Genomic DNA, 12,205 nt, shown 5'->3' with positions numbered 1-12,205 from the left:
CGGGCTGCGGTCAGATCCGCAGGCCCTGCTTGTCGAAACGGTGAATCTTCGACGGGTCGGGGGTCAGGAAGATGCGGTCGCCATGTTTCACCGGCATCTCGCCATCCACCCGCACGGTCATCGGCGCGTCATTGAACCCGTGGTCATGCACATGCAGGAACGTGTCCGAGCCCAGATGTTCGGCAACGCCGACCCGCGCGGGCCACTGGCCTTCGGAGGTGGAGACCGCCAGATGTTCGGGCCGCACGCCGATGGTGGCCGCGCCATGCTGGGCCGCCACCTCGCCGCGCAGCAGGTTCATCTTGGGGCTGCCGATGAAGCCCGCGACAAATTCGTTGCGCGGCGAATGATACAGCTCCAGCGGGCTGCCCACCTGTTCGATATATCCGGCCTGCAGCACCACGATCTTGTCGGCCATGGTCATGGCTTCCACCTGATCGTGGGTCACATAGATCATCGTGGTGTCCAGCCGCTTGTGCAGCTCCATGATCTCCAGCCGCATGCCGACCCGCAGCGCCGCGTCGAGGTTCGACAGCGGTTCGTCAAACAGGAAGGCCGACGGTTCGCGCACGATGGCGCGCCCGATGGCGACGCGCTGGCGCTGGCCGCCCGACAGCTGCCCCGGACGGCGGTCCAGATAGGCGGTCAGGTTCAGCGCAGAGGCGGCGGCATTGATGCGGCGGTCCTGTTCGTCCTGCGGCAGCCCCGCCATCTTCATCGGAAAGGCGATGTTCTTGCGCACCGACATATGCGGGTAAAGCGCGTAGCTCTGGAACACCATGGCCAGACCGCGCTTGGCGGGCGGCATGTCGGTGGCGTCCTTGCCGTCGATGCGGATCTGGCCGGAGGACACGTCCTCCAGCCCGGCGATCAGCCGCAGCAGCGTGGATTTCCCGCAGCCCGAGGGGCCGACGAAGACCACGAATTCGCCGTCCTCAATGGTGAGATCCAGCGGCGGGATGACGTTCACTTCGCCGAAGCTTTTCGTCACCTTGTCAAGCGTGATGCGTCCCATATGAATGGTCCCCCCTTATTTCACCGCGCCAAAGGTCAGGCCGCGGACGAGTTGTTTCTGGCTGAACCAGCCCATGATGAGGATCGGCGCGATGGCCATGGTCGAGGCGGCCGAGAGCTTGGCGTAGAACAGCCCCTCGGGCGAGGAATAGGAGGCGATGAAGGCGGTGAGCGGCGCGGCCTTGGCGGCCGTCAGGTTCAGCGTCCAGAACGCCTCGTTCCACGCAAGGATGATGTTCAGCAGCACCGTGGAGGCGATGCCCGGAACCGCCATGGGCGTCAGCACATGGATCAGTTCGTTGCGCAGGCTGGCCCCGTCCATGCGCGCGGCTTCAAGGATCTCGCCGGGGATTTCCTTGAAATAGGTGTACAGCATCCAGACGATGATCGGCAGGTTGATGAGCGTCAGCACGATCACCAGACCGGTCTTGGTGTCCAGAAGGCCTACGTCGCGGAAGATCAGGTAGATCGGCACCAGCACGCCCACGGGCGGCAGCATCTTGGTGCTGAGCATCCACATCAGCACGTTCTTGGTCTGCTTGCCGGGCACGAAGGCCATGGCCCACGCGGCGGGAATGGCGATGATCAGACCCAGCAGCGTCGAGCCGAGCGAGATCACCACCGAGTTCCAGAAATGCCGCACGTAGTTCGACCGTTCCTGCACGGTGGCGTAGCTTTCGAAGGTCCAGGCAGAGCTGAGCACCTCGAGCGGGGTCTTGATCGCGTCGCCTTCGGATTTGAAGGACAGGATCACGGTCCAGAGGATGGGAAAGAAGATGGCGATGCCCACGGCCCATGCGGCCACGGTCACGATCAGCTTCCGCCGGTTTGTCACGGCACGGGCCATGGTCAGATCTCCCGCGTCTGGGGGTGGAGGGGGGCGGCGCCGCAGCGCCGCAGGATCAGGCCGGACATTGCTCAGGCCTCCAGATTCTTGCCGATCATCCGCATCAGGAAGATCGCCACGATATTGGCAAGGATGATCGCCACGACCCCGCCCGCAGAGCCCATGCCCACGTCGAACTGCAGCAGCGACTGCATGTAGATGAGGTAGGTCAGGTTGGTGGACGCCGTGCCCGGTCCGCCATTGGTGGTCACGAGGATTTCGGCAAAGACCGACAGCAGGAAGATGGTCTGGATCAGGATCACCACGGTGATCGACCGGGCCAGATGCGGCAGCATGATGTACCAGAAGCGCGACAGCGCGCTGGCGCCATCCATCTCTGCCGCTTCCAGCTGGTCCTGATCCAGCGACTGCAGCGCGGTCAGCAGGATCAGCGTGGCGAAGGGCAGCCACTGCCAGCTGACGATGCCGATGATCGACAGCAGCGGCGCCTGGCTCAGGAAGTCATAAGGTGCAAGCCCCAGCGCCTTGAAGGCATGGGCAAAAAGCCCGTTGACCGGGTTCATGAACATGTTCTTCCACACCAGCGCCGACACGGTCGGCATGACGAAGAAGGGCGCGATCACGAGGATGCGCACGATGCCCTGACCCCAGAACGGCTGATCCAGCAGCAGTCCCAGCAGCACGCCGCCCACGGTGGTGATCAGCAGCACGCCCCCCACCAGCAGCAGCGTGTTGGTCAGCGCTGCGGTAAAGGCCGGATCGGAGAGGAAATAGCTGTAATTGTCCCAGCCGGTGAATTCTTCCATTCCCGGCATCAGCAGGTTGTAGCGCAGGAACGAGAAATAAAGCGTCAGTGCCAGCGGCACGATCATCCAGCCCAGAAGCAGCAGCACGGCGGGCGAGATCATGACGCGGGCTGCGGCGCGGGAAGCTTTGGTGGCCATGGCGCGTCTCCCTGGGTCTGTCGTTGAGAATTGGGTGGGGGAAAGGATCCGGAGCCCGGCCGCTTTATGATCCGCGCAGGGGGCGCGCGGGCGGTCCGGGCTCCGGTTCCGCCGAAGGGGGAGGAAATTGCGGGCCCTCACGATCCCCGGGGGGCCCGCACCCTTCGGTGTTTACTTGATGTAGCCGGCGCGGGTCATTTCGCGCTCGGTCAGCTGCTGGGCCATGCTCAGCGCCTGTTCGGCACTGACCTGACCGGCAAGCGCTGCCGAGAACTGCTGACCCACTGCGGTGCCGATGCCCTGAAATTCGGGGATCGCCACGAACTGCACGCCGACATAGGGCACGTCGTCCACGGTCGGGTTCTGCGGATCAGCCGCGTTGATCGACTCCAGCGTCATCTGCGCGAAGGGCGCCGCGTCCAGATACTCCTGGTTGTCATAAAGCGACTGGCGGGTGCCCGGGGGAACGTTGGCCCAGCCTTCCTTCTCGGCGACAAGGGCGGTGTATTCCTTGGAGGTCGCCCATTCCACAAAAGTCTTGGCCGCTTCCTCGTTCTGGGTGCCTGCGGGGATCCCGAGGTTCCATGCCCAGAGCCAGTTGCCGCGCTTGCCCAGACCGTTATCGGGAGCGAGCGCGAAGCCCACCTGATCCGCCACGGTGGACTCGTCTGGGTTGGTCACGAAAGAGGCCGCCACGGTGGCGTCGATCCACATGCCGCACTTGCCCGACTGGAACAGTGCGAGGTTTTCGTTGAAGCCGTTCGAGGACGCGCCCGGGGGACCGTATTCGTTCATCAGCTCAAGGTAATCGGTCAGCGTCGCTTTCCATTCCTCGCTGTCGAACTGCGGTTTCCAGTCCATGTCGAACCAGCGCGCGCCATAGCTGTTGGCCATGGCGGACAGGAAGGCCATGTTCTCGCCCCAGCCGGCCTTGCCGCGCAGGCAGATTCCATAAACTTCGTTGCCCTTGTCGGTCATCGCCGCCGCGGCTTCCTTGATGAACTCCCAGGTGGGGGCGTCGGGCATTTCCATGCCGGCGGCTTCCATCAGATCGCGGCGGTACATGACCATCGAGCTTTCGCCATAGAAGGGCGCCGCGTAAAGCGAGCCGTCCACGGTCAGGCCGCCACGGATGGCGGGCAGGATGTCGTCCACGTCATAGCTCTCGGGAAGATCGTCAAGGCTCACCAGCCAGCCGCGCTCGCCCCAGATCGGAACCTCGTAGGTGCCGATGGTCATCACGTCGAACTGGCCGCCCTTGGTGGCCACGTCCTGCGTCACGCGCTGGCGCAGCACGTTCTCTTCCAGCGTCACCCATTCGACGGTGATGTCGGGATGGGCCTCGTTGAAGGCATCCATCAGGCCCTGCATGCGGATCATGTCGCCGTTGTTCACGGTGGCCACGGTGATGGTGGTCGATTGCGCCGCAGCAGCGGTGCAGAGCGCGCCCATGGCGCAGGCGCCCATGAGGGCGCGGAATGATAGAGTCATGGTAATCCTCCCGTTGATCACTGAGCTTTGAGCATATGCTCGCGTGATGGGCAAATGCTCACATCAAGACGCGACTCTGTCAAGCCTGATTTGACGGCGACGCGCTCAGGACGTGCTGAGAAGTTCTGCGGCGGTGACTTCGTCGGTGATCAGCCCCTGCATCAGCCGCCCTTCAAGGGCTGCGCGCAAGGGCTTGATCTTGCTGGCGCCGCCCGCGATGCAGATGACCGGGTTGGCATTCTGCGGCACGCGGACGCCGACCATGAAACGGTTGACGGGGTGATCCAGATAGCGACCCTGCGAATCAAAGATATGGCCGCCGATTTCGCCCGCAGCCCCCGCCGCCTGCACGCTGGCCAGCTGCTCGGCGCTGATGAAGCCGTCGACAAACAGCGGCGCGTCATCGGCCATCTGGCCGATCCCCACCACCGTCACATCGGCCCGCAGCGCCAGATCGCGGGCGCTGACCACATGCGGCAGCGCGCGGTACGTCTCAAGCTCGGCGGGGCTGCGCGCGGTCACCGGGGCGGCCATGGGATAATGCGGCGCGCCGGTCTTGTCGGCGATGCGCATGATGACCTCGTAGAACGAGGCGGAGCCGTCGGGGGAGACGTTGCCGATCAGCGACACCATGCGGTGATGCCCGCCCGGCACGGTCTGCATCTGCTCGACCACCGCGCGCAGCGTCCGCCCGGTGCCAAGCGCGATCAGCTGCGGCGTGTCCTGCGCAAAGATCCGTTCCAGTTCGGGCGCGGCAAAGGAGGCGATGGCGCGCAGCGCGTCCTGCGAGGCCCCGGCGCGCGGCGCCACCCGTGCCTGCGTCAGCCCGAAGCGGCGGCGCAGCGCGCGCTCCAGTTCCAGACATTCGGCGATGGGATGGTCGATGCGCACCCGCACCAGCCCCTCGGCCACGGCGCGGGCCACCAGCCGCTGCGCGCGCTGGCGCGAGATGCCCAGATCCTCGGCGATCTGGTCCTGACGCAGCCCGCCCACATAGTAAAGCCACGCCGCCCGCGCCGCCAGATCGCGCGGCGGCACATCGCTGTCATCGGTGTTACGCTGGGCCATGGGCGGGCTCCGGGGACAGGATCTGCGGGCAGAGCGCGGGCAGATCGGCGAAGGAGGCGAAGCGGCGATGCGGCACGATCTCCGGATCCTCGGGCAGATCCATGCCCTGCAGATGGCTGCCGCCGGTGAACTGCCAGACCTGCATGCCCGCCGCGAGCCCGGCGGCGATCCCCGCCAGCGAATCCTCGATCAGCAGGCAGTGACGGGGGGCGACCCCGGCTCGGGCGGCGGCCAGCAGCGGCAGATCGGGCGCGGGCTTGCCGCGCGCCACTTCCGACGCGGTGGAGATGCGGCCCGCAAAGGCCGCCGCAAGCCCGGTCAGCCGCAGCGATTCCGCCACCCGCGCCGGGCTGGAACTGGTGGCCAGCGCATAGGGCACGGCAAGGCGCGGCAGCAGCGCGGCCAGATGCGGCATGGCGCGCAGCCCCTCTGCGGCGAAGGCGGCAAAAAGCCGGGCGCGGTAATCCGCCTCGAACCCAATGGGCAGGGCGATGCCGAAATCGCGGCGGATCTGCGCCAGCACCACCGGATAGCTGCGGCCCAGAAAATGCCGCGCCACATAGGGCAGATCCACCGTGATCCCGTGCTGCGCCAGTTCCGCCATCAGCATCCGCAGCGAGATGATCTCGCTGTCGACCACGACGCCGTCCATGTCGAACAGCACCAGCCGGATCGGCGCGGTCATGCCTGCGGCTCCTGCAGCAGCCGGGTCAGCCCCTGTTCAAAGGCGGCAAAGCCATCGGCCAGCCGCGCCTCGATCTCCTGCTGATAGGCAAGGGCAATGGGCAGCAGATCCTCCACCAGCGCGCAGCCTGCGGCGGTCAGCTCCAGCCGCACCAGCCGCCGGTCGGTTTCGTTCATGCGCTTGACGATATGGCCCGAGGCCTCCAGCCGCGAGGCGGCGCGGCTGACCTTGGATTTCTCCATGGCGGCGTGTTCTTCGATGTCGCGCACCGACACCGAGGCGCCCGCATGGGCCAGATGCGCCAGCACGCGCCATTCGGGAATGCTGATGCCGAAGCGCGCGCGGAACTGCCGCGCCAGCTCTTCGCTGGTGCGTTGTGCCGCCACCGCAATGCGGTAGGGCGTAAAGGCCCCGAGATCGAACTCGGTCAGGGCCGGACCCTTGGCATCGGTCATCTGGCGCTCCCTTTTGCGCCATATCGCCCGCAGCCATGGCAGGGTGCAAGCCCGTTCCTGAGTGGGGGGCGCGCCGGGGTCACTGTCCCGGCGCGCGGGCGGCTCAGATCACCCGGACCTGCGTGCCGATCGGGCAGAGCGCATAAAGCTCTTCGATCTTCTCGTTATAAAGACCGATGCAGCCATCCGACGAAGGCCGCCCGATCTTGCGCGTGTCATGGGTGCCGTGGATGATATAGGCGGGCCAGCTCAGATACATGGCATGGGTGCCCAGCGGATTTTCCGGCCCCGGCGGGATCGGCTTCCAGTCGGGATAGCGTTCCATCTGCGAGGCGGTGGGGGTCCAGGACGGGCCAACCTTCTTGCGCACGATGCTGGTATAGCCGCGCTTGGTCAGCTCTTCGGAAATCGGCACCGAGGTGGGGTAAATCCGGTAATCGCTGCCATCTGCGGACCAGAAATGCAGCGCGCGCGAGGCGGTGTCGGCCACCAGCGTGGCCTTGCCGAGATCGTCGAAATGATCGCGCCAGTCCTGCATGCTGAAGCTGGAGGTGTTGCGGCGGGACTGCGCAAGGGCAAGCCCCGGCGCCGCCAGCGCCATGGTTCCGGCAAGGCCGCCCAGAGCGGCACGGCGGGTCAAACGGTTGGTCATCTGCTCTCCTTTCCCGGGGACGGATCCCCTTGGATCCTCCCCAGATCAGGCGTGGCTTAACGCAACCTTAACCCTTTGGACCACCCCGGGCGGCGAAGGAAGCCGCCCCGGGCGGCAAGAGAAGCCGCCCCGGGCAAGGGGTTACGCCGCGTCCTCTTCGGGCAGCGGGGCGGTGCCGGTGGGCGCCTCGGCCATGGGCTGCGGCGCGGGCTGTTCGGGCAGCGGCGTGCCCGGCGGCACGGTGCCCGTGCCCGCATCGGCGGCGGGACGCACGATCACCTTGGTGCCCTTGGCCACCTGTTCGGCCAGATAGATGGAATCCTGATTGAACATGCGGATGCAGCCCGAAGACGTGGCATGGCCCACGGTCCAGGGCGACGGCGTGCCGTGGATGCGGTAAAGCGTGTCGCGCCCGCCCCGGAACAGATAGAGCGCCCGCGCCCCCAGCGGGTTTTCCAGCCCGCCCGGCAGGCCGTTGCGCACCGGGCCATAGGTTTCGGGATCGCGGCGGATCATGTTCTGCGTCGGCGTCCAGTAGGGCCAGTCGCGCTTGATCTGCACCGTGGCCGTGCCGGAAAAGCCCAGCCCCTCGGCGCCCACGGCCACGGCATAACGCATGGCCTTGTTGTCCTCCATCACGTGATAGAGCCAGCGCGCGCCGGGATCGACGATGATGGTGCCCGGCTTTTCGTCGGTCCAGTAATCCACCACCTGCCGCTTGCGGTCTTCGGTCAGGTATTTGTCTTCGATGGCGGGAACGGTGATGCCGTTATCTTCGACCGACGCATACATCATGCGCGTCTCTTCGGAGATGGCGCCGGGCGTGTCGGGGGGCAGCGCCGCCTCCAGCGTGGCGCAGGCCTGCAGCGCGCAGAGGGCGGCGAGGGACAGCGCGGCCCGCACGGGGCGGCGAAGGCGATAGGCAAAAGTCATGCGGAAGTTCCGTGAGTTGAGGGGACAGGGCGCCGCGCGTCGCGTCGTCTGGGCAGCCGCAGGGCTGCGGGGAAAACTGGGACGGGGCAGGATGTCATGGATACCCGCTGGTGTAGCTGGCTTAAGAGAGCCTTAAGGTTCACCTTTCACCGGCGAGGTTCAAGGAGGAACAATGCGAATCCTGATAGTCGAGGACGACCCTGTGCTTTCCGAGGGACTGAGCGTCGGGCTTGGCCTGCAGGGATTTACCGCCGATCCGGTGGGCACGCTGGCCGATGCCCGTGCGGCATTGGCCGATTGCGCCTTCGAGGGCATGGTGCTGGACGTGATGCTGCCCGACGGGTCGGGGCTGGATCTGTTGGCGGAACTCCGCCGGGCGGGATCGGCGCTGCCGGTTCTGGTGCTGACCGCGCGCGACCAGCTGCGCGACCGGGTGCAGGGGCTGGATGGCGGGGCGGATGACTATCTGGGCAAGCCCTTCGATCTGGAGGAACTGGCGGCCCGGCTGCGCGCCATCCTGCGCCGCGCCGAGGGCCGACCCACAGCCCTGCTGCGCTGGAACGGGCTTGATCTGGATCCGGCGCGCATGACCGGCAGGCTTGATGGCCGCGATCTGGCCTTCAGCCGCCGCGAATTTGCCGTGCTGCACGCGCTGATGGAGCGTCCGGGGCAGATCCTGTCCAAATCCGCGCTGGAAGAGCGGCTTTATGGCTGGCAGGAAGAGGTGGAAAGCAACGCGGTCGAGGTGCATGTGCATCATCTGCGCGCCAAGCTGGGCCGCGCCTTCATCGAAACGGTGCGGGGCCTTGGCTACCGCGTCGCGGCGGAAGGATAGCCCATGTCGCTGCGGCTGCGCCTGTTCCTGATCCTCGTGCTGGCGACGGGCCTCGTCTGGACCTCCGCCGTGGTCTGGATCGAACGCTCCACCCGCGCCGAGGTGCAGCGGGTGCTGGATGCCCGGCTGGCCGAGGCGGCGCGCATGGTGTCCTCGCTGCTGTCGGACCGGCGCATCGCCATGGCCGAGGGCGGCGCGCCGGTGGCGGTGCCGCTGCAGCCGCATCCCGATTACCAGCACCAGCTCTCCTGCCAGATCTGGTCGCTGCAGGGCACGCTGGTGGGCCGGTCCGAAGGGGCCCCCGACAGCGAACTGACCGGGGCGGCGGAGCCGGGCTATTCCGAATCGTCCGTCGGCGGCGAGCGCTGGCGCGTCTTTACCGTGCAGAACGAGGCGCTTGGCGTGCGGGTCATGGTGGGCGACAGCCTGACCGTGCGCGAGGGGCTGGTGGCGGATGTGCGCGACGGGCTGCTGGTGCCGCTGGCGGTGGTGCTGCCGCTGCTGGCCGGGCTGATCTGGGTCAGCGTCGGGCAGGGGCTGGCGCCGCTGGACCGGCTGGCGGGAAGCCTGCGCGCCCGCGATCCGTCAGAAACCGGGCCGCTGCCGCAGGGCGAGGTGCCCGCCGAGATCCGCCCCGTGCAGCGCGCGCTGGACGGGCTTTTTGCCCGGCTGGCCAAGGCGCGCGAGGCGGAGCGCGATTTCACCGCCTTTGCCGCGCATGAGCTGAAGACGCCGCTGGCCGGACTGCGGATGCAGGCGCAGATCGCCCGCATGGCGCAGGACGGGGCGGTGCGCGACCGGGCGCTGCGCGCCATCGAGACCTCGGTGGACCGCACCGACCGTCTGGTGCGGCAGATGCTGGAACTGGCGGCGGTGGACCGCGCCGCACCCACCCCGGGCGAGGTGGTGCCGCACCGTCTGGGCGAGGAGATCTGCGCGGGGCTGGCCCCCTTGGCCGAGGCGCGCGGCGTGACCTTCGACATGCGGCTGGATCATGCGCCGCTGGCGCTGCGGTCGAGCCCGTTCCTGCTGCAGGCGGCGCTGCGCAATCTGGTGGAGAACGCCGTGCTCGCCTCGCCCGGGGGCGGTGTGGTGCGGGTCTGGCAGCGGGGCGCCGTGCTGCTGGTGCAGGACGAGGGGCCGGGCATGCCTGCGCCGCTGCGCGCGCGCGCCACCGAACGGTTCCTGCGCGGCCCCGGCGCTGCGGGGCAGGGCAGCGGGCTTGGCCTTGCCATTGCCGATGTCGCCATGGAACGGCTGGGCGGCGCGCTGGTGCTGCCCGCCGCGCTGCCGGGCCATGGCCAGCGGGCGGAGCTGCATCTGCCGGGCTGAGCGGGGTCTGGAGGGGGGAGTTGGAAGAGGGGGCTCTGCCCCCGTCCGCCTGTGGCGGACTCCCCCGGGATATTTTTGCCAAGAAGAAGGGCGGGTCAGCGGGCTGGGGTGCGCGCGGATTGCGGCAGCAGGTAGGGGCCCTGTGCGGGCGGGGTCGACACCCGCAGGTTGCAGCCATAGGCGCGGCCAAGCAGGTCGTCGCGCAGCACGCTTGCGGGCGGGCCCATGGCCAGAAGCTGTCCCTGCGCCAGAAGCGCGATCTTGTCGGCGAACATCGCGGTCAGGTTGAGATCGTGCATCACCGCCACCACGCCGCCGCCCGCATCGGCATAATCGCGCGCGATCTGCATGATCTGCAGCTGATGCGCGATGTCGAGGCTGGAGACGGGTTCGTCCAGAAACAGCCAGCGCGGGACGCCATGGGCGACGGGATCCCAGACCTGTGTCAGCACGCGGGCCAGCTGCACGCGCTGCTGTTCGCCGCCCGAAAGCTCCGGATAAAGCCGGGGCCCGTAGCCCTGCAGCCCGACCCGCGCCAGCGCCCGCGCGGTCAGATCCGGCCCGCCCGCAGCGGGGCCGAAGCTTTGCCCCAGCCGCACCACCTCGGCCACGGTGAAGGGAAAGGCCAGCGCCGTGTTCTGCGCCAGAACCGCGCGGCAGGCCGCCCGCTGCGGGCCGGGGGTGGTGGCCACCTCGGCGCCCTGCAGGCGGATCTGGCCGCGATAGGCCAGATCGCCACAGGCGGCGCGCAGCAGCGTGGTCTTGCCCGAGCCGTTGGGGCCGCAGATGGCGGTCAGCCTGCCGGGCCGGGCGGTGAGGGTGATGCCGCGCAGCACGGCGCGGCGGCCAAGGTTCACCTGCAGGTCGCGGATCTGCAGCATGGTCTAGACCTCCGGCAGGCGGCGGCGCAGCAGGATCGCCAGAAACACCGGCGCCCCCATCACCGCCGTGACGATGCCGATGGGCAGTTCGGCGGGGGCGATCAGGATGCGGCTGATCCCGTCGGCCAGCAGCAGCAGCGTGGCGCCCAGCAGGGCGGCATTGACCAGCAGGCCGCGATGGTCCGGCCCGGTGGCAAGGCGCAGCAGATGCGGCACCACGAGCCCGACAAAGCCGATCCCGCCCGACACCGCCACCGCCGCCCCCACGGCGCAGGCGACGGTGAGGATGGCGTGGCGCTTCAGCCGTTCCACCGGCAGGCCCATATGGGCGGCGGCGGCCTCGCCAAGCGCCAGCGCGTTGAGCCCGCGCGCCAGCGACGGGGCGGCCAGCAGCGCCAGCGCCATCAGCGGCGCGGTGGCCAGAAGCTTGGTCCAGCTTGCCCCGGCCAGCGAGCCCATGCCCCAGAAGGTCAGGTCGCGCAACTGGTCGTCATCGGCCATGTAGACCAGCACGCCCGACACCGCCCCGGCCAGCGCGCCAAGCGCGATCCCGCCCAGAAGCAGCGTTGCGACCGAGGTGTGCCCGCCGCGCGTCGCCATGGCGTAAAGCAGCAGCACCGCCCCCCAGCCGCCGCCAAAGGCCGCAACCGGCACCAGCCACGGGCCCGCGGTGGCGGCAAGCGCGGGCGGCAGCAGCCCGCCCAGCACGATGGCGGTGATGGCGCCCAGCCCCGCGCCCGCGCTGACGCCCACCAGCCCCGGATCGGCCAGCGGGTTGCGGAAGAGCCCCTGCAGCACCGCGCCAGACACCGCCAGCGCGGCGCCAACCAGAATGCCCGTCAGCAGCCGCGGCAGCCGGATGTCCCAGAGCACGACGCGGGCGCGCAGATCCAGATCGCGCCCGGCCAGCAGATCGGCCAGTGCATGGCTCAGCGACACCTCCGCCGCGCCCACGGTCAGGCTGGCCGCAGCGGTGAGCAGCAGCAGCACCAGCAGCGCGAGGGTGGCGCGGCGGGCGAGCCGCCGCCGGTCGCCCGTGGCGGGCGGATCGGCCTCCAGCACCGCCAT

Annotated in this window: 13 protein-coding genes; 2 read left to right on the top strand and 11 right to left on the bottom strand. The window is 68.2% G+C overall.

Going from position 1 to position 12,205, the window contains the following annotated elements:
* Positions 1-10 precede the first annotated feature (10 nt).
* From BLR51_RS14250 to BLR51_RS14210, 9 genes are all read right to left on the bottom strand, one after another.
* Entirely contained in the window at positions 11-1,015 is a 1,005-nt protein-coding gene (locus BLR51_RS14250) for an ABC transporter ATP-binding protein (protein ID WP_089848087.1), read from the bottom strand.
* Between the two features lie 15 nt (positions 1,016-1,030).
* On the bottom strand, positions 1,031-1,861 hold the full coding sequence (locus BLR51_RS14245) for a carbohydrate ABC transporter permease (protein ID WP_089848085.1): 831 nt from the start codon (positions 1,859-1,861) through the stop codon (positions 1,031-1,033).
* A gap of 71 nt (positions 1,862-1,932) precedes the next feature.
* On the bottom strand, positions 1,933-2,805 hold the full coding sequence (locus BLR51_RS14240; RefSeq protein ID WP_089848083.1) for a carbohydrate ABC transporter permease: 873 nt from the start codon (positions 2,803-2,805) through the stop codon (positions 1,933-1,935).
* Positions 2,806-2,976: 171 nt separating this feature from the next.
* Positions 2,977-4,296, bottom strand: coding sequence for an ABC transporter substrate-binding protein (locus tag BLR51_RS14235; RefSeq protein WP_089848081.1), 1,320 nt, complete (start codon positions 4,294-4,296; stop codon positions 2,977-2,979).
* Between the two features lie 105 nt (positions 4,297-4,401).
* The gene (locus tag BLR51_RS14230) at positions 4,402-5,364 is read right to left on the bottom strand and encodes a sugar-binding transcriptional regulator (RefSeq protein ID WP_089848079.1); all 963 of its coding nucleotides are present in this window, start codon (positions 5,362-5,364) and stop codon (positions 4,402-4,404) included.
* Positions 5,351-6,049, bottom strand: coding sequence for an HAD family hydrolase (locus tag BLR51_RS14225; RefSeq protein WP_089848077.1), 699 nt, complete (start codon positions 6,047-6,049; stop codon positions 5,351-5,353). Before BLR51_RS14225 ends, BLR51_RS14230 begins: the two co-directional genes overlap by 14 nt.
* A complete protein-coding gene (locus BLR51_RS14220) occupies positions 6,046-6,504 on the bottom strand; it encodes a MarR family winged helix-turn-helix transcriptional regulator (RefSeq protein ID WP_089848075.1) in 459 nt (152 codons plus the stop codon). The genes BLR51_RS14225 and BLR51_RS14220 overlap by 4 nt, the downstream gene beginning before the upstream one ends.
* A 103-nt stretch (positions 6,505-6,607) precedes the next feature.
* Positions 6,608-7,156, bottom strand: a complete 549-nt coding sequence (locus tag BLR51_RS14215) for a L,D-transpeptidase (protein ID WP_089848073.1) — start codon at positions 7,154-7,156, stop codon at positions 6,608-6,610.
* 141 nt (positions 7,157-7,297) lie between these two features.
* Positions 7,298-8,089, bottom strand: coding sequence for a L,D-transpeptidase (locus BLR51_RS14210; RefSeq protein WP_089848071.1), 792 nt, complete (start codon positions 8,087-8,089; stop codon positions 7,298-7,300).
* A 172-nt stretch (positions 8,090-8,261) separates the two neighbouring features.
* Here BLR51_RS14210 and BLR51_RS14205 point away from each other — a divergent pair, with 172 nt between their 5' ends.
* Together BLR51_RS14205 and BLR51_RS14200 are read left to right on the top strand one after the other, a co-directional pair.
* The gene (locus tag BLR51_RS14205; RefSeq protein ID WP_089848069.1) at positions 8,262-8,924 is read left to right on the top strand and encodes a response regulator; all 663 of its coding nucleotides are present in this window, start codon (positions 8,262-8,264) and stop codon (positions 8,922-8,924) included.
* Between the two features lie 3 nt (positions 8,925-8,927).
* Positions 8,928-10,256, top strand: a complete 1,329-nt coding sequence (locus tag BLR51_RS14200; RefSeq protein ID WP_089848068.1) for an ATP-binding protein — start codon at positions 8,928-8,930, stop codon at positions 10,254-10,256.
* Positions 10,257-10,351: 95 nt separating this feature from the next.
* Here BLR51_RS14200 and BLR51_RS14195 read toward each other — a convergent pair whose 3' ends face one another.
* Complete coding sequence (locus BLR51_RS14195) at positions 10,352-11,137, bottom strand: heme ABC transporter ATP-binding protein (protein ID WP_089848066.1); 786 nt, start codon at positions 11,135-11,137, stop codon at positions 10,352-10,354.
* 3 nt (positions 11,138-11,140) lie between these two features.
* Positions 11,141-12,205 carry a FecCD family ABC transporter permease gene (locus tag BLR51_RS14190; RefSeq protein WP_089848064.1) on the bottom strand — a complete coding sequence of 355 codons (1,065 nt, stop codon included), beginning with the start codon at positions 12,203-12,205 and terminating at the stop codon, positions 11,141-11,143.

Origin of the sequence: Salipiger marinus (genome assembly GCF_900100085.1) — a bacterium.
GTDB classification, from domain to species: domain Bacteria; phylum Pseudomonadota; class Alphaproteobacteria; order Rhodobacterales; family Rhodobacteraceae; genus Salipiger; species Salipiger marinus.
This window is presented reverse-complemented; position numbering and strand designations above follow the sequence as displayed.